This is a genomic window from Desemzia sp. AGC72, assembly GCF_057334175.1.
This window is the reverse complement of sequence record NZ_JBHFIG010000021.1, coordinates 201,050-218,474: the sequence shown is the minus strand read 5'-3', so window position 1 is coordinate 218,474 and position 17,425 is coordinate 201,050. Positions and strand designations below refer to the sequence as shown.

Annotated in this window: 16 protein-coding genes; 1 reads left to right on the top strand and 15 read right to left on the bottom strand. The window is 37.7% G+C overall.

Annotated features, from left to right (window positions below; translation table 11 throughout):
- Window positions 1–19: 19 nt before the first annotated feature.
- The 8 genes from opp4B to ACE025_RS09950 all read right to left on the bottom strand — a co-directional run bounded on the left by opp4B (window position 20) and on the right by ACE025_RS09950 (window position 9,203).
- Window positions 20–982, bottom strand: coding sequence for an oligopeptide ABC transporter permease (gene opp4B / locus ACE025_RS09985; RefSeq protein WP_485939526.1), 963 nt, complete (start codon window positions 980–982; stop codon window positions 20–22).
- Window positions 982–1,941 (bottom strand): ATP-binding cassette domain-containing protein, encoded by a 960-nt coding sequence (locus ACE025_RS09980; protein WP_427355619.1) that lies wholly within the window; start codon window positions 1,939–1,941, stop codon window positions 982–984. The genes opp4B and ACE025_RS09980 overlap by 1 nt, the downstream gene beginning before the upstream one ends.
- A 1-nt stretch (window position 1,942) precedes the next feature.
- The gene (locus ACE025_RS09975) at window positions 1,943–2,983 is read right to left on the bottom strand and encodes an ABC transporter ATP-binding protein (RefSeq protein WP_485940093.1); all 1,041 of its coding nucleotides are present in this window, start codon (window positions 2,981–2,983) and stop codon (window positions 1,943–1,945) included.
- A gap of 407 nt (window positions 2,984–3,390) precedes the next feature.
- Window positions 3,391–3,633, bottom strand: a complete 243-nt coding sequence (gene acpP, locus ACE025_RS09970) for an acyl carrier protein (protein WP_092480155.1) — start codon at window positions 3,631–3,633, stop codon at window positions 3,391–3,393.
- A 131-nt stretch (window positions 3,634–3,764) separates the two neighbouring features.
- A complete protein-coding gene (gene plsX, locus ACE025_RS09965; RefSeq protein WP_485939525.1) occupies window positions 3,765–4,787 on the bottom strand; it encodes a phosphate acyltransferase PlsX in 1,023 nt (340 codons plus the stop codon).
- A gap of 63 nt (window positions 4,788–4,850) precedes the next feature.
- A complete protein-coding gene (gene recG, locus ACE025_RS09960) occupies window positions 4,851–6,905 on the bottom strand; it encodes an ATP-dependent DNA helicase RecG (RefSeq protein ID WP_485939524.1) in 2,055 nt (684 codons plus the stop codon).
- Window positions 6,906–7,114: 209 nt separating this feature from the next.
- A complete protein-coding gene (locus ACE025_RS09955) occupies window positions 7,115–8,782 on the bottom strand; it encodes a DAK2 domain-containing protein (RefSeq protein ID WP_485939523.1) in 1,668 nt (555 codons plus the stop codon).
- 58 nt (window positions 8,783–8,840) lie between these two features.
- Window positions 8,841–9,203, bottom strand: a complete 363-nt coding sequence (locus ACE025_RS09950) for an Asp23/Gls24 family envelope stress response protein (protein WP_350457675.1) — start codon at window positions 9,201–9,203, stop codon at window positions 8,841–8,843.
- A 271-nt stretch (window positions 9,204–9,474) separates the two neighbouring features.
- Between ACE025_RS09950 and rpmB the strand changes: the two genes are divergently transcribed.
- On the top strand, window positions 9,475–9,663 hold the full coding sequence (rpmB, locus tag ACE025_RS09945) for a 50S ribosomal protein L28 (protein WP_092480160.1): 189 nt from the start codon (window positions 9,475–9,477) through the stop codon (window positions 9,661–9,663).
- Window positions 9,664–9,744: 81 nt separating this feature from the next.
- Here the strand turns inward: rpmB and ACE025_RS09940 are convergent, their stop codons facing one another.
- The 7 genes from ACE025_RS09940 to fmt all read right to left on the bottom strand — a co-directional run bounded on the left by ACE025_RS09940 (window position 9,745) and on the right by fmt (window position 17,372).
- Window positions 9,745–10,401, bottom strand: coding sequence for a thiamine diphosphokinase (locus tag ACE025_RS09940; protein WP_485939522.1), 657 nt, complete (start codon window positions 10,399–10,401; stop codon window positions 9,745–9,747).
- Window positions 10,401–11,051, bottom strand: coding sequence for a ribulose-phosphate 3-epimerase (rpe, locus tag ACE025_RS09935; protein WP_485939521.1), 651 nt, complete (start codon window positions 11,049–11,051; stop codon window positions 10,401–10,403). The genes ACE025_RS09940 and rpe overlap by 1 nt, the downstream gene beginning before the upstream one ends.
- 11 nt (window positions 11,052–11,062) lie before the next feature.
- Entirely contained in the window at window positions 11,063–11,959 is an 897-nt protein-coding gene (gene rsgA, locus ACE025_RS09930; protein ID WP_485939520.1) for a ribosome small subunit-dependent GTPase A, read from the bottom strand.
- A gap of 237 nt (window positions 11,960–12,196) precedes the next feature.
- Window positions 12,197–14,188, bottom strand: coding sequence for a Stk1 family PASTA domain-containing Ser/Thr kinase (gene pknB, locus ACE025_RS09925; protein WP_485939519.1), 1,992 nt, complete (start codon window positions 14,186–14,188; stop codon window positions 12,197–12,199).
- Window positions 14,189–14,191: 3 nt separating this feature from the next.
- Window positions 14,192–14,956 (bottom strand): Stp1/IreP family PP2C-type Ser/Thr phosphatase, encoded by a 765-nt coding sequence (locus ACE025_RS09920; RefSeq protein WP_485939518.1) that lies wholly within the window; start codon window positions 14,954–14,956, stop codon window positions 14,192–14,194.
- 105 nt (window positions 14,957–15,061) lie between these two features.
- Complete coding sequence (gene rsmB / locus ACE025_RS09915; protein WP_485939517.1) at window positions 15,062–16,432, bottom strand: 16S rRNA (cytosine(967)-C(5))-methyltransferase RsmB; 1,371 nt, start codon at window positions 16,430–16,432, stop codon at window positions 15,062–15,064.
- A complete protein-coding gene (gene fmt, locus ACE025_RS09910) occupies window positions 16,425–17,372 on the bottom strand; it encodes a methionyl-tRNA formyltransferase (protein ID WP_485939516.1) in 948 nt (315 codons plus the stop codon). The genes rsmB and fmt overlap by 8 nt, the downstream gene beginning before the upstream one ends.
- Between the last annotated feature and the right edge of the window lie 53 nt (window positions 17,373–17,425).

Sequence of the window (17,425 nt, the reverse complement as noted above, 5' to 3'; positions counted from 1 at the left end):
TTCCTGTGATTTTCTGCTATTAATCGATACGGATACGAGGATCTACGATAGTCATAATGATATCTGACAATAACGTCCCAACTAAAGTAGCAACCCCGAACAGCAGAGTCAATGCCACAATGACACTGTAATCACGCGAGTTTAAGGAACTGATAAACAATTGTCCCATACCTGGGAAAGCAAAAATTTGTTCGATAAACACTGAACCACCAATCAAACCAGTAATTTGATATCCCATTGTCGATGCTATAGGTAAGGCAGAGTTTCTAAAAATGTGACGACTGTATACAACTTTTTCAGGCACGCCTTTTGAACGAGCAGTTTTAACGTAATCTTGTGTTTTTGCATCTACTACTTCACTTCTTAAATATTGAATAATCATTGTTGTTCCTAATAAGGCATAAGTTACAGCCGGCAAAATTAAATGATAAGCTTTATCTAAATAGTAATCTAATGTTCCAGCAGGGATAGTAACGTCAACTGACCCACTAGTTGGGAACCAGTTCAGCGTATAACCAAACAACCATAGCATCAATAAAGCTAATACAAAGGTAGGAATAGCATAACTTACATAGTTGTAAACAACAACCATCTTATCTAAAATAGAATTGTTGTAACGACCAGCCAACATACCTAACGGGATTGCAATCGCATAAGTCAAAATAAATGACAACAAGGAAAGCAATACTGTATTCGACGCTCGTTGACCAATGATAGATCCTACAGAAATTTTATACGTATAACTTTGACCAAAATCACCTTGCAGAGCATTTCCCAACCAACGTACATATTGCACGGGTATAGGATCATTTAGCCCAGCTTGTTCTCTTAGATTTTCTATTACAGCTGGATCCGTTTCAGGAGTGATCAATCCAGTAAAAGGATCACCCGGCATAGCTTGCGCTAAAGCGAAAACGATAATACTCAAAATGAATACTTGAGGAAGCATAACTAAGAATCGTCTTAATATTGTTTTCCACATTAGAAATCCCCTCCATTTCCATCTGGTTTTAAGGCTACAAGATGAGTATCGGTTAGAGGTTTCAAGTCAAATACTCGATTATGCTCGTCATAGTATTGACTTTCAGACTGAACGTATTCATTCTCTACTGCTTTTCTAAGTGCCTTATGTTGTTCACGATCTCTAGGATTGATATCTGGAATAGCAGAAAGCAGTCGCTTAGTATAAATATGCTGAGGATTATTGAAAATTTCATTTTTACTTCCCACTTCAACAAATCTACCTCTATGCATAATAGCAATATCATCAGACATGTGCTTCACTACACCTAAATCATGTGAAATAAATAAATAGCTTAATTGATATTGGTCTTGTATGTTTCGCATAAAGTTTAATACTTGAGCTTGTACAGAAAGATCTAGAGCTGATGTTGGTTCATCGGCAATAATCAATTTCGGCTTACAAGCTACAGCACGTGCGACTCCTATACGTTGTCTCTGACCACCAGAAAACTCATGAGGATACTTGTATAATGCATCTTCCGGCATTCCAACGATGTCCAATAGTTCAAGAACACGCTTTTTTTCTTCGGCGGGAGAAACTTTTGAAAAATTCCGAATCGGTTCAGCAATCACGTCAATAATCCGTTTCTTCGGATTTAAAGAAGAGGCTGAATCTTGGAAAATCATTTGTACTTCACGATTGTATTCTTCGTATTTACCAGAACGTTTTCGTGCCTTATTGGTCACATCCACTCCATCGTAAAAGATTTTTCCGCTCGTGATTTTTTCCAAACCAATAATGGATTTTCCAATTGTGGTTTTACCTGACCCTGATTCTCCAACTAATCCATAAGTCTTTCCAGATTCGATTTCGAAAGAAACTCCGTCAACTGCACGTACATGATCTTGGATAGTATTAAAAAAGCCGCCTCGAATCGGATAGTGTACATTTAAGTCTTTGATTTCAATAAATCCCATGCTACTCTTCCTCCCCTTCAAAATGGAAATGTTTGTAGCATGTACATCTTACAAAATGATTTGGTGCTACTTCATGTAATATCGGGTCTTCTTCATGTTCTTCTGCTGGTATCCAAGGAATACGAGGAGCAAATCTGCAGCCTTTTCTTGGAAGTTTAGCAAGTGATGGAACTGTACCTTGAATAACATGCAATTCTTTGTTTTCGTCTTCTAATTCATCACTACTTTGTGGAATGGAGTTTAGTAATGAACGTGTATAAGGATGCATTGGATTTTCAAACAACTCTAAAGCTGTTGCTTGTTCAACAATCTCTCCAGCGTACATAACAGCAACTCTGTCAGCCATTTCAGCAACAACACCTAAATCGTGAGTGATCAAGATGATGCCCGTGCCCATTTCTTCTTGCAGATCTTTCAGCAGATCCAATATTTGAGCTTGGATCGTTACATCAAGAGCAGTAGTAGGCTCATCTGCAATGATGATCGGCGGTTTACAAGATAATGCTATTGCGATCACTACACGTTGTCTCATACCACCAGACAATTCATGAGGATATAATTTCATTACTCGTTTTGGATTTGGGATTCCAACTTGTTCTAACAATTCCAGCACACGATTTGTTCGAGCTTCGCTGTCTAGTTTTGTATGGTAAATCAAAGCTTCTGCAATTTGGTCATGAATCGTCATCAATGGATTTAAAGAACCTAGCGGATCTTGAAATATCATGCCGATGTCATTTCCACGAATACGGTTGTACAGTTGTTCGTTTAAATTTAATAAATTCAAATCTTTATATAATGCCTCACCGGTAATTCTGGTATTCAAAGGGTCATGCAGACCAACAATTGAAGTAGCTAACGTACTTTTTCCACTACCAGATTCTCCAACAATAGCTAAAATTTCGTTTTTTTCTAATGTTAACGAAACATCATCAACTGCATTATAATATTGATCGTTAATTCTAAAAGCTGTTTCTAAATGATTGATTTCCAATAATGATCGTTCTACGGCCAAAATTATACCTCCTAAAGACTTTCGCATCTCATTGAAAATGAGAAAAGTATTAAATTTATGTAACATTTGATTTAATAACTTAACTGAATTATACACACGCAAATCTTACATTGCAATAGTTTTTTTAATCATTCTATAATAAAACGTGTTACTATACTTGACTTTTTCTTTTTTGAAAGGGGTAACAGCTCATTTGAATGAGAACTAAATAAGTAACATAAATAAGTGGAAAGTAAATAAAACCCTTGTGCCTATTGCAACTTTATACATAAAAAGAATGTGAAATCCCTTTTTTAAAATGATTTCAATCTCGATAATAACGTGTGAATAATTTTTGTCTAATTTCTCACCTACCAGCTTAACTGTATATAAAAAAATAGACCAGAAGGTTTCCTTTCTGGTCTATCAGGTTTCAGTTATGTTTTTATCTTAAATTATTGACGATTATTATCGATATAAGTAACTGCATTTCCTACTGTAGTGATTTGCTCTGCGTCTTCATCAGAGATTTCAGTTCCGAAAACATCTTCCATTTCCATTACCAATTCTACAATATCTAATGAGTCAGCACCTAAATCTTCTTTAAAAGTCATTTCTGCTGTTACACGATCCTCATCAATCCCAAAACGCTCTACGATAATTTTTTTAACTGTTTCAAAGGTTTCGTTATTCAACACACAATACACCTCCAACTTTTCTGTTATAGTCAGCTGACTATGTTTTAAATCTATTTTCTATACTATTTTAACTTTATTAACAATTTCTGTCTATCTATTTTTTTGAAAACGTTCTTATGGTGTTTGGAAATCTATTTTGTTTGATCTTTTGTTGAATCTGCTTTCTCTTCAAAGGAGCCGACTAAATCTTCCATTACATTTGAAGAAAGCATCTCACGGATTTGTTTAATGGTAAAGTATACCGCTTCTTTTTCAGTTGAACCATGTGTTTTTACGACAGGAGCTTTCAAACCAAACAAAACACCTCCGCCATATTTTGAGTAATCCAACACATCTTTTAGTCCTGTTAAGCTGTCTTTTAACAGCAAACCGCCGATTTTAGCTTTTGTCCCATTTTCCATTGTGGCTTTTTTAATGAGTTTCATCATGCTTAAAGCTGTTCCTTCTACTGTTTTTAAAACTGCATTCCCAGTAAAGCCATCTGTTACAACAACATCAGCAACACCATTCAACAGTTCACGAGCTTCTACGTTTCCAATAAAGTTGATTTCATGGTTTTCTTTCATCAAGGCATAGGCTTGCTTACTTAGTTCGTTACCTTTGTTTTCTTCTGTACCGTTGTTCAGCAAACCTACTCTTGGTTTTTGGACTCCACGGACAAATTGAGCATAATAACTCCCTAACGTAGCAAATTGGTTTAAGTTTTCTGGTTTGCTGTCTGCATTCGCTCCAACGTCCATCATATTAAACGCATCTATCCCGCCGCCTAGAGCCGGTAAAGTGACCAATAAGCCTGGACGGTCGATTCCTTTCATTCTCCCTACAATCAGCAATCCTGCTGCTAATAGAGCCCCTGTATTTCCTGCAGAGAATAAAGCATCTGCTTCGCCTTCTTTTACCGCTTTGGCAGCAAGGATCATTGAAGCATCTTTTTTTCTGCGTACAGCACGTACAGGATCATCTTCACTAGTGATCTTTTCATCTGTATGAATAATAGTGATATTTGTTTGATCGATCAAATGTTCACGTATGGCACTTTCTTTTCCATACAATTGAAATTCGATATCTTTAAACTCTTGAGCAGCTAACACTACTCCTTCTACTATAGCTTTTGGAGCATTATCCCCACCCATAGCATCTACAGCAATTTTCATTTATCTTCCTCCTTTTGATTTAATACTCTATTTGTTGATCAAAAGTTGTCTTTTACTTTTTGATCAATGAAACACATCAGACTCTTTCGCCATCGGATCAAACGCCACTGCTGTTCTTAAAGCAGCCAAATCCGGATGAGTATTGAAATCTGTTCGTTGGACCAATTCTGCTGCATCTAAACGAGCCGTTTCGAGTGCATTGAAATCGGTCACGATATCTCCTACTTTAAAGTCAGGGATCCCGGATTGTTTGTTTCCAAATACATCACCAGGTCCTCTTAATTCTAAATCTTTTTCGCTCAAGATAAAACCATTATTTGTTTCTGTCATGATTTTCATCCGCTCGATCCCCATGTCGCCTTTAGGATCGGCTACTAAAATACAATACGACTCTTTTGAACCCCTGCCGACTCGTCCCCTCAACTGGTGCAATTGCGCTAATCCAAAACGATCAGCATCGTAAATAACCATCGTAGTAGCATTTGGAACATCGACACCCACTTCGATAACCGTTGTGGAAACCAGCACTTGCAGTTCATTCCGTTTAAAAGCCTTCATCACACTGTCTTTTTCTGCCGACTTCATTTGACCATGGAGCAATCCAACTCGATATTTTCCATGATAAAATTGGGTCAATTTTTGATAAACTTCCGTAGCATTTTTTACATCTAGACTTTCTGATTCCTCAATCAAAGGACAAATCACATAAGCTTGAGAGCCTATGCTCAATTGTTTTTCAATAAATTCCAATGTATGTTCAAATTGTTTCGGCTTTACCCAAGTCGTTTGAATCGGTTTTCTGCCAGCCGGCATTTCATCAATGATAGAAACATCCATTTCACCAAAAGCAGTGATGGCTAAAGTCCTGGGAATAGGTGTCGCTGTCATGAACAAAACATCCGGTTCGATTCCTTTACTCCTCAGTTTCTTACGTTGATTCACACCAAAGCGATGCTGCTCATCCGTAATAACCAGCCCTAGTTTATAAAATTCGATTGTATCTTGGATCAAAGCATGAGTCCCTACTACTACATCGATTTCACCTGAACGCAATTGTTCTTCGATCAGCCGCTTCTCTTTAGCTGTAGTAGAGCCGGTCAAAAGGGCTGTACGGATCTCTAAAGGGTCAAACAAATCGTTTAAACTTTTACTGTGCTGTTCAGCCAATATAGTTGTCGGCACCATTAAAGCAGATTGATAACCCGCAGTAGCAGCAGCATAAATAGCCAATACAGCTACTAATGTTTTCCCGCTCCCTACATCTCCTTGAAGCAGACGATGCATATTGATTGGCTGCTTCATATCTCGGCAAATTTCATTGACCACTCTTTTCTGAGCATTTGTCAGTTCAAATGGCAGAGTAGCTATGAAGCTTTTTAAGCGTTGGATATCATAATGGATAGGAGTACCAAATCCAGCTTTTTTTTGCTTCTTCCGCAACAACTGCATTTTGGTTTGATACAATAAAAACTCCTCGAAAATGACCTCCCTGCGCGCTTGCTTTGTCTGCTCAGGAGAGACAGGAAAATGCATAGCATAAACGGCTTCTTTATGTGAAATCAAGCGGTATTTCATGCGTAATTCACTGGGGATGATTTCAGGAATAACATCTTTATAAGCTTCGTAGGCTTGCTTGATCAAAGCAACCAGCGTTTTTTGGCGAATTTTTTTATTCGTATGATAAACAGATTCAAAATCCGAATCTTGTTCCGCAGATGTAGAACCAAGAATCTTGATTCCGGTCAAATTCTTTCTTTTATCATCCCATTTTCCGTAAACAGTGATTTCACTGCCTCCTACGATTTGTTTTGCCAAATACGGCTGATTAAAAAAAGTGACCACAATAATAGCTTGATCAATTTTCATTCGAAAAGAAAGACGGCTCTTTTTATACCCAAAACGCGAAAGTACCGCATCTGCCAAAACTTCTCCTCTTAAACTGGTTTTTTCCTGGTCTTCCAGCTCGAATAAATTTTTCACTTGAACGTCTTCATAGCGAAAAGGGAAATGATTCAACAAATCAGCGATCGTATAAATGCCCAATTCATTTAAAGCTTCTACCCTTTTCTCTCCTACGTTTTGAAGTACTGAGACAGGGTCATAGATTGTTTTTTCCATTGAGTACGGACAATCTATCTATATAAAGAAAATTATTTCTTTAAGATTGTCTCCAGCCCTCCTTTTACGCATTTAGTATTCGCTATAGAAGCTGGGATATATCCAAGCTCCTTTATATTGCATTCTATTCTTCAAAATAGAAACAGTAAAAAGTAGACAGAAAAATAATCAAGAAAGCTTCTTTATTATTTTTTGCCTACTTTTATATTCTATTCTACAGATAAGAAATAAGGATACACAGGTTGTTTACCTTCGTGAATTTCAACTTCGATATCTGAGTAGTCTGCTTCGATTTCTGAAGCAATTTCTTCAGCTTCTTTTTTAGGAACGCCATCTCCTAAAATAATCGTGACGATTTCGCTGTCATCATTCAGCATTTGTTTAAGCGTTTCGATAGTCGCTTCTTTACGGTCACCTTTTGATAAGACGATATCTCCATCAATAATTCCCATAAAGTCATCTTTAGTGATTTTAACTCCGTTTATTTCAGTATCGCGTACAGCGTTTGTAATTTGTCCACTAATGACATTTTCCAATTCGCTGCTCATTTCAGCTTTGTTGGTTTCTAGATTATTTTGCTCATTGAAAGCCAACATAGAAGTCATCCCTTGAGAAATAGTACGACTTGGCACTACAACTACAGGTGTGTCGCTTTCTTGGGCAGCTTGTTCAGCAGCCATGAAAATATTTTTATTATTTGGCAGCACGATGACGTTTTCCGCATGGACCGCGTCAATTGCTTTCAAGATATCTTCTGTACTAGGGTTCATGGTTTGACCACCATTGATGATGTAGTTGACTCCCAGACTTCTGAACAATTCTTGGATTCCTTCTCCTGCTGCAACAGCAATAATGCCGTAAGGAACTTTTTCAGCCGGTTTAGCTGCTGTGTCAGTTTCTACCAATGCATCATGTTGTTCACGCATATTGTCTACTTTGATCTTGATCAATGAACCAAATTTTTGACCATAGTTCATAACTTCGCCAGGTTTTTCTGTATGCACATGTACTTTAATGATCTCTTCATCATTCACTACTAATAAGGAATCACCGATTTCGTTCAAATGGTTACGGAATGTATCGTAATCAAATTCACTATCTACAGTTTCTCCTTGTCCAATATGAACCATGATTTCAGTACAGTAGCCATATTTGATATCTTCTGAAGCAATATGGTTATGTACTCCTCTATGATGTTCAGCATTGATCATGTCTGTCATTTCGACCTCAGTTGGTTGGTATACTTCTTCTTCGATAACTTTTCCGGATAGAACTTCTAAAAAACCTTCAAAGATGTAAACTAATCCTTGTCCACCACTATCTACAACTCCAACTTCTTTCAATACAGGCAATAAATCAGGCGTTTTAGCTAAAGATTTTTTAGCCGCTGACAAGACTGTCTCCATAACTTCAACAACATCCGTTGTTTGAGCAGCTTTTTTCTCACCAGCTTTTGCAGATTCACGAGCCACTGTTAAAATCGTTCCTTCAACAGGTTTCATAACAGCTTTATAAGCAATCTCAACACCTTTTGTAAATGCTGCAGCTAAATCAGATGCATTGACGGTTTCTTTATCTGTCATCGATTTGCCGAATCCTCTGAATAATTGTGATAAAATAACCCCAGAGTTTCCTCTTGCTCCCATTAAAAGACCTTTAGCTAAAGCACCTGCTAATTCGCCTACATGATCTGCAGAGCTAGTGCTTACTGCTTTTGCTCCACTAGTCATAGATAAATTCATATTTGTTCCTGTATCGCCATCCGGCACAGGGAATACATTTAAAGAATTCACATATTCTGCATTTTTTTCTAAGCGTTTAGCTCCACTTGCTACCATTAATCGGAACTGCTTCGCCTCAATTTTTTCAACTTTCACCGTTAATATCCTCCTCATGTCACTACGCTAAGAAACGGTGACATTAACCTTCTTTATTCTAATCTTGTAATACACGTACACCTTGCACAAAAATGTTTACTGCATTTGCAGAAACACCTAACATTGATTCCAAATTATATTTTACTTTTTCTTGTACATTTCGACAAACTTCAGAGATTTTTGTGCCATAGCTAACAATAATGTAAACATCTACGGCTACCCCATTTTCTTCTTGGCGCACAATAACACCTTTGGAATAATTTTCTTTTTTCAAAATTTCATTAAGATTATCGCGAATTTGATTTTTGCTCGCCATTCCAACGATACCAAAAATTTCAGTCGCTGCTCCGCCAACTACTGTAGCGATCACGTCATTTGAAATATCTACTAATCCATATTGTGTTTTGATTTTAACTGCCATGTTTAAAATCCTCCTCTTGACTTAAAAAGTCATAAATAACTACCTTACATTGTAGCATAGCAACTTGAAGAATAAAAGATAAAACCGAAAACTGGCTATTTTAGCCATCTCATTCTAACCTTACTATAACCTATTTTCTTCATAATCATTTAATTGTGTCAAGTAAAATTACTTGAACGAATTATCTTGCAAATAAAGAAAAGATATGCTAAATTGTTTAGGTATGATTATTGAAGCTTTGCTTCATTTACGGCAAAGGAGGAAAGAAAAAATGGCAAAAGTATGTTATGTAACAGGACGTAAAGCACAAAGTGGTAATAACCGTTCTCACGCAGTAAACAAAACAAAGAGAAGTTTCGGCGCAAACTTGCAAAAAGTCCGTATTTTAGTAGACGGTAAACCTAAAAAAGTATGGGTTTCTGCTCGTGCTCTTAAATCTGGAAAAGTTGAACGTGTTTAATTTTTCTATTTATGAACGAAACAAAAAAACAGCCTAAGCAGTTCTTATTGCTCGGGTTGTTTTTTTGTGCTGTTTTATATATTATTTTCCGTCTTTACTTTGAATAAAAACAATCAATCCTTCTGTAAAAGAAAAAGAAGCGACCGACTTTTTGAATTCATTACTGGCTAAAGAAATCGGATACTCATAATCTTTCTCTTCTAAAGGGTATTTAAATCCTCTTAAAGATAATTTTTGTACTGGAGTCATGCAGACAAACCCGGCATAAGGTTTATCTCTTTCTTGTATCAATTCATACTCTCCTGGAAGATAAAAGGAAACACTGTTGAAGCGATCATACAGAGTAATCACAGATGCATGTGCTTTAAACCTAGGCTGAAATACGAATAAAAAATTACTCATCAAATGATCTAATCTTCCTGCTGTTGCGCCGTAAATAGAAACCTTGTCTGGTTTGTATTCTTCAAGCGCCAACTGCAAAGCTAACTCCGTATCTGTGTCATCTTTTTCAGAAGGCGCAGACCGGACATCTCCGATTTTCTCTTCCAATAAAGTTCGTTCTGCCTCTGTGACAGAATCGAAATCTCCAACAGCTAAATCAGGCAGGATACCTTCCTTCAGCAAACGAATAGCCCCATGATCTACTCCGATCCAAATTACATCTGAAGTATTCGATTGATAGACATCTAAAGGCAGCGCACTTTCAGGCCCGCCGACCATAATTTTGACTTCTGTCATTATTGAACCGCTTCTTTCAATTGATCCATTCGTTTTAATGGAGCATCAGCTGAGTAAATGTAAGAACCAGCTACAAATACAGAGGCGCCTGCTTCATGGCACATTTGAATCGTTTTTTCATTGATCCCGCCATCTACTTCAATCTCATAACGGTAACCGTTTGTTTTTTTCAGCTCATCTAACTGACGAATCTTGTCTAATGATTCGGGAATAAAACTTTGACCGCCGAATCCTGGATTCACCGTCATAACTAATACTAAATCTACATCATTTAAGATAGTTTCAATAGCTGATACAGGAGTTCCAGGATTGATTACTACTCCAGGTTTTACGCCAGCATTGCGGATCATTTGGATCGTTCTATGGATATGACGAGTACTTTCAACATGTACACTAATAATATCAGCTCCCGCTTTGGCAAAATCATTGATATAGTCTTCCGGATTTTCGATCATCAAATGACAATCCAAAGTCAGTTTAGTGATTGGTCTGACTGCATTGACTACATTAGCCCCGAATGTAATATTTGGAACAAAATGCCCATCCATTACATCAATATGAATGTAATCAGCACCGCCTTTTTCTACAAGTTTGATATCTCTTTCTAAATTGGCAAAATCTGCACTTAAAATCGATGGAGCTAATTTCATTTTTCTTTTCCTCATTTCTTTTTAGAATAATCTGGTCTGCGTTGACTGATTTCTTCATAAAATTGCTTGTAATTTGAATAACGGTAATCTGTAATCTCACCTTTTTCAACCAATTCTTTTACTTTACATTTAGGTTCTTTAAGATGAACACATCCTCTGAAACGGCACTGTTCTTGCACCTTCAAAAATTCTGGAAACAACTCTCTCAAGTCTTCCAATTCTATTTCGGCTAGATCAATGGCACTGAATCCTGGAGTATCTGCGACCAATCCCCCATGCAAAGGTATCAGTTCTACGTGTCTTGTAGTGTGTTTTCCTCGACCTAATGAGGTTGAAATTTCAGCAGTCTTGAGCACTAATTCAGGAGAAATCGTATTCAGCAGCGTCGATTTCCCTGCCCCAGACTGTCCCATAAATACAGTCAACTGATTAGCAAAATGTGTACACAATTGTTGAACAGCAGCATCTTGCCCATTTTTTTCCGGTAAGTAAACGGTATATCCTAACGATTCATAATACATTTGATACTCTTTTAAATCTTGATAAGTTTTTTCATTAATCAAATCTGTTTTTGTAATATAGATAATGGCTTTGATGTTCTTATTTTCTAATGTCACTAAAAAACGATCTAATAATTGCGGCGAAAAGTCAGGTTCAACAGCCGATGTCACTACAACTCCTAAATCAATATTAGCAATTGGCGGACGTACTAGTTCATTTCTCCGTTCCAACAATTCTTTTAAAACACCTTCGTCTTTATTTCCACTCTCAAACTCTACAAAATCTCCTACTAAAGGGGTCAAATTACGATTTCTGAAATTCCCTCTTCCCCTTGTTTGATATGTTTCGCCTTGATAATACACATAATAAAAACCACTTAAAGCTTTTCTGATTTGTCCTTCTGGCAAATAGGCGTCCTCCTCAACGTTCTCTTCTCTTTTTACTTTACTGAACTATGAACTAGAATGCAAACCTAAAAGTCATTATTTCTCTCACTTTCGTTATTATCGATGCATAAAAATTTGTCTTGTCTTTTTTTATAGCGCATAAATACCTTTTATTCTCCACTAGGTAAAACAAAAAAGAACTCTTCATTGAGCGTATACATATATATAATGTATACGCTCAATGAAGAGTCTAAATGCTTATTCAGGAGCTTTAACAGAATTGTTTTCTTCTATTGTTTCTCCGTCTCTGATAATTTTGTACCCGCCCGTTGCGCCTTCTTCTAAAATAAACGGTATTTCCATATCTGAATCTTCTGTGATTGTGAATTGTTGGAACAGAGTATCCATTGTATGTTCTGCATCTGAAATATATACTTCGATTGTATTAGGCATCAGTTCTGATTCTTCAGAGCTTTCTTCGTCTGAGTCATCTTGCGATGAAGATTCTTCGCTTGGATTTTTGTAAGGAACAGACACCGGAACCGTAAATTGACGTTCTGGTATATCTTCTTGCCCTAATGAAACCACGATATTCAATGTATCTCCGTTGTAAACAGTTCTACCGGGTTCGATATCTTGTGAAATAATGTAACCAACAGGAGTGTCTTCAGAATATTCTTCTGTTATTTTCAGATTCAGCCCATTTTCTGCTGCGTAATCTTCCACACTTTTTTGAGAATATCCATTCAAGTCTCTCATCTCCATGCCTGCTCTGCCCGAACTTACTGTGAAAGTTACTGTCGTTTCAGAAGGGACAACTTCCTCATCTTCATCGATATCCTGCTCTATAATATCTCCGGACGGAACTGTTTCACTGCTTTCTTCAATACCTTCTACTGTAAAACCTAGCTCTGTTAGTTCTGCTTTTACTTCTTGGTAATTTTCATCAGTATAATCTTTGAATTCTACCGTAGCTTTTCCAGAACTCACATATAAATCAACACTGGTATCTTCTTTTACACTATTTCCCACATCAGGATTCGTTCGAATAACCAATCCCTCTTCAATGTCTTCGTTAGGTTCTTCAATGACTTCATCTACGGCAATGTTGATCGCTAATAGTTCTTCTTCGGCTTCTTCCGGCGTCATCTCAACAACATTTGGTATCACGACATCTTTTGGCGTCATCATTAACACTGCCGCAACACTTCCAGCCGCAATCAAGAAAAAGCTTAAGAGCACTATCCATAACCATTTCTTTTTTTTCTTTTTCTTAGGCACTTCAGGATTTGATTTTCCCGGACTCTCCTTGACCGGTTCAATGACCGTCGTATCTTCCAGTTTGCTGTCTGGAGAAACAGATATCGGCGTAATCACTTTCGTTTCTTGCAGCATACTGACTGGTGTAAATGGCGGTTCATCTACTCTGCTTGAAGACAGTGATGTCTCCAGATCTTTTGCCATTTCCTCCACTGTCTTGTAACGATCCGCTATTTCTTTGGTTGTAGCTTTCAAGACAACATTTTCTAACGCTTGAGGGATCCTTGGATCAAATTTTTTAACAGAAGGAATAGTTTCTTGAAAATGCTTCAGTGCAATTGAAACAGCAGATTCTCCTTCAAATGGCACACTTCCTGTCAGCAATTCATATAAAATGATCCCTAAGGAATAAATGTCTGATTGGTTTGTAGCCATCGCTCCGCGAGCTTGTTCCGGCGATAAGTAGTGTACCGATCCTAACAAGGAATTCGTTTGAGTGATAGAGGATTGCGATACAGCAACAGCAATCCCAAAATCAGTAATTTTCGCCACTCCATTTTCATCCATCAAAATGTTCTGCGGTTTAAGATCTCGGTGGATGATTTGGTTTTGATGCGCATAAGACACAGCGGATAAAATTTGATCCATGATATTCAGCACTTTATGATAGGCGATAGGAAAATGATTGATGATGTATTCTTTTAAATCTGTTCCTTTAACGTATTCCATGACAATAAACTGCGAGCCATCTTCTTCTCCGACATCATAAATACTGACGATATTCGGATGGACCAATTCTGTAGACGATAATGCTTCACGTTTGAAGCGGCGAATCGTGTCTTCGTCTTTTCTAAAGTCATACCTCAATACTTTAACAGCCACATCTCGATTTAAAATTAAATCATGCGCTAAATAAACATTGGCCATACCACCGCTGCCGATGGGTTTTAGTATTTTATAGCGACCACTCAATTTTTTTCCGATTTCCATTGACTAATCCTCCTTTCCTTCATATAAATCGATCATGATAACTGTTATATTATCGATTCCGCCACGCTCGTTGGCTAAATCTACAAGCATAGCAGCACGCGCCTCTAATGGTTCAGAAGCATAAATGATTTTTTCGATTTCTTTATCGTCGACCATATTGGTCAACCCATCTGAACATAATAAAATAAATTCATCCTCTTCATACGGATAAATATCAATATCGATTCCGAGTTGTTCTGAAACACCTAGAGAACGAGTTAAAATATTTTTTTTCGGGTGATTTGAAGCTTCTTCAGCCGTCAACTCGCCGCTTCTAAGCAATTCTCCCACTAAAGAATGATCATCAGTCACTTGAGTCAAGTGTCCATCAATCAAGCGGTAAGCACGGCTGTCGCCTATATTGGCAATAACAAATCCGTCAGCAGCTTCCGCTACTGCCACTAAAGTTGTGCCCATACCTTTTAAATCAGAATACTGGAGAGATCTTTCAACCAAGCGTTTATTTTCCCGGTTGATTCTGTCTTCCAGCCACTTTGCCACATCATTTGCTGATGTGAAAAAAGATTTCTCCCAATGATTGCCCAAGTGCGATACAACCATTTCGCTGGCGATATCGCCCGCACGGTGCCCGCCCATGCCATCACAAAGAATAGCTAATGTTAGATCCTGTTGGTTTTGATATGTATTGGCAAAATCTTGATTTGTTTCTCTCTTTTTTCCTTTATCGGTCTTTACAACCATTTTCATACCGACACCCCATTTTTCCACCTTTTTCAAGCCCCTTTATAGTCATGATTGATTTAACGACTGTTGATAAAGACAGCAAAAAGGAGAATCTCTCAGATTTTGCTTTTTTCTTCGAGATTTCCTTATTTATCTTTTTCTTAAAGCACTAATAAAAAATCCATCAGAATCAAAATGATGCGGATAAATAGTTAATAAGTTGTCTTGTAAACAATCTTTCGCAGGACCTTCCACAAATACTTCTTCTTTTTCAAATTCCGGATGATGCAGCAAAAATTCTGTTACTGTCTGATGATTTTCTTCTTTGATTATTGTACATGTACTATAGACAAGAAGTCCACCAGATTTTAATTTAGGAGCCACTTCATTTAAAATGTCCATTTGAATCTTATGCAGCTGTTTAAAATCCTCTGGTCGTTTTGTGTATTTGATATCCGGTTTTCTGCGCATCAATCCTAATCCAGAGCATGGAGCGTCTACTAATATACGGTCAAACGTTTCATCTTCGAAAACTTCTTTCACTTTTCGAGCATCTTGTTCCAAGCCTTCAACCACATCATCTACCTGTAGTCTGCGTGCATTGTCATTGATCAGTTTTACTTTATGTTTATGCAAGTCCAACGCTGTAACTTTCCCTCCGGCTTCTTTAGAAAGATAAGCAGCGATGTGCGTTGTTTTTCCCCCTGGAGCAGCACAAGCATCCAATACTTGGTGATGAGGCTCTACTTGTAAAGCAGGAGCTACCAACATTGAAGTTTCGTCTTGAATCGTGATTTTCCCATTTTTGAATAATTCCGAAGAAGCAAAATGTCCGCTGTCGCTGACGATGCCATCTGCTGACAGTTCGCTCTTGCGCACATAAAAACCTTCTTCTTCCATATAATCCAAGGCTTCTTGGACCGTAGTCAATTTACGATTCACCCGTGCACTTGAATGGCTGGACATCAATAGCGATTCTCCCAAAGCTTCTGTTTCTTCATAACCAATTTCATGAACGAATTTTTCTACTAGCCATTCAGGCAAGCTGTACGTTACGCTCAATCGTTGGATGGGATCTTCAATATCTTCTACGGAAGGGAATCCTTTTCGCTCTGCATTTCGCAAAATGCCGTTTACAAACTTACTGATACCGACATGACCACGTTTCTTAGCGATCTCAACGGCTTCAAACAAAATGGCGTGACTAGGGATTCTTTCTAAATAAACCATTTGATATACAGACATCCGCAGTAAATTATTCACCCAGGCATCAACTTTTTGGTTTTTTTTCAAAAAGCGGCTTAGATAGTAATCTAAAGTGATTCTATGCTGTAAAACACCGTAAACCAATTCCGTCATCAAACGGGCATCTGCCGGAGTTAAATTGTTTTTTTGAATGGCTTCGTTTAAAAGGATATTAGAATACGAACCGCTTTTTTCTGTTTTTTCTAAAATTTGCAATGCTTGGAAGCGACTCGTTTTCTTTAATGCTCGTTTACCTGTTGGTTGTTCTTCACTCATGTTTTCCCAAAACCTCTCCTGGTGTTAATTGGCTGCCTAATCCACTAATATAAGCCGCTGCTGACATTCTCGTTTTCCCAGCCGGCTGCACTTCGTCTAATTGGACAACAGTTCCATTTCCGCAAGCCACCAAAATAGATTCTTTTTGGATATCTACAATGGTTCCTGGTTTTTTGTCGGTTTGATTAGACAGAGGCGTAACAGCCCAGATCTTGAATCTTTCTCCATTTAAAAAAGTGTAAGCACCAGGAAATGGGCGCATTCCTCTGACTTGAAAGTCAATTTGTTTGGCTTCTTTGTTCCAATCCAAAATTTCTTGTTCTCGAGTAATATTTGGAGAAAACGTCACTTGCGTTTCATCTTGTTTCACTGGATCGATCGTCCCGTCGATGATATGCGGTATAGTCTCCATTAACAGATCTCTTCCCAATAAACTTAATCGATCGAATAATGTTCCAACATCATCTTCTCGAGTAATCGGGATTGCTCGTTGTGAAATAACATCACCAGCATCCATTTTTTTCTCCATATACATAATAGAGACACCCGTTTCAGTCTCTCCATTAATCAAAGCGTAATGGACAGGTGCACCTCCTCGGTACTTAGGCAGTAAAGACGCATGGACATTGATTGATCCAAAACGAGGTACACTCAACAGTTTAGTGGGCAAAAATTGTCCAAAAGCCGCTGTAACGATCAAATCCGGCTCTAAAGCTATGATTCTTTCCATTTCTTCTGACCCTGAGATTTTTTCAGGTTGCAGTACTTCAATATCATGCTCCAACGCAGCTCTTTTTACCGGTGATGGAGTTAGTGTCTTTTTTCGTCCTACTGGGCGATCTGGTTGAGTAACAACTGCGATCACTTTATAAGAAGATTGCACTAGTGCTTCTAAAATTGGTACTGAAAAGGCTGGTGTCCCCATAAAAACTATTTTCATTTGTTTTAACCCCTTTATCTTCTTTTACTCAAGAATAAAAATTTTCGATTTTT

What these genes read in the sequence shown, in the direction of transcription:
- rpe (WP_485939521.1), bottom strand. Translation starts at nt 11,051, where the DNA reads ATGAAATTAGCTCCATCGATTTTAAGTGCAGATTTTGCCAATTTAGAA.
- pknB (WP_485939519.1), bottom strand. Translation starts at nt 14,188, where the DNA reads ATGGAAATCGGAAAAAAATTGAGTGGTCGCTATAAAATACTAAAACCC.
- ACE025_RS09950 (WP_350457675.1), bottom strand. Translation starts at nt 9,203, where the DNA reads ATGGCAGTTAAAATCAAAACACAATATGGATTAGTAGATATTTCAAAT.
- ACE025_RS09940 (WP_485939522.1), bottom strand. Translation starts at nt 10,401, where the DNA reads ATGACAGAAGTCAAAATTATGGTCGGCGGGCCTGAAAGTGCGCTGCCT.
- rpmB (WP_092480160.1), top strand. Translation starts at nt 9,475, where the DNA reads ATGGCAAAAGTATGTTATGTAACAGGACGTAAAGCACAAAGTGGTAAT.
- rsmB (WP_485939517.1), bottom strand. Translation starts at nt 16,432, where the DNA reads ATGAGTGAAGAACAACCAACAGGTAAACGAGCATTAAAGAAAACGAGT.
- recG (WP_485939524.1), bottom strand. Translation starts at nt 6,905, where the DNA reads ATGGAAAAAACAATCTATGACCCTGTCTCAGTACTTCAAAACGTAGGA.
- ACE025_RS09975 (WP_485940093.1), bottom strand. Translation starts at nt 2,983, where the DNA reads ATGCGAAAGTCTTTAGGAGGTATAATTTTGGCCGTAGAACGATCATTA.
- plsX (WP_485939525.1), bottom strand. Translation starts at nt 4,787, where the DNA reads ATGAAAATTGCTGTAGATGCTATGGGTGGGGATAATGCTCCAAAAGCT.
- opp4B (WP_485939526.1), bottom strand. Translation starts at nt 982, where the DNA reads ATGTGGAAAACAATATTAAGACGATTCTTAGTTATGCTTCCTCAAGTA.
- fmt (WP_485939516.1), bottom strand. Translation starts at nt 17,372, where the DNA reads ATGAAAATAGTTTTTATGGGGACACCAGCCTTTTCAGTACCAATTTTA.
- ACE025_RS09980 (WP_427355619.1), bottom strand. Translation starts at nt 1,941, where the DNA reads ATGGGATTTATTGAAATCAAAGACTTAAATGTACACTATCCGATTCGA.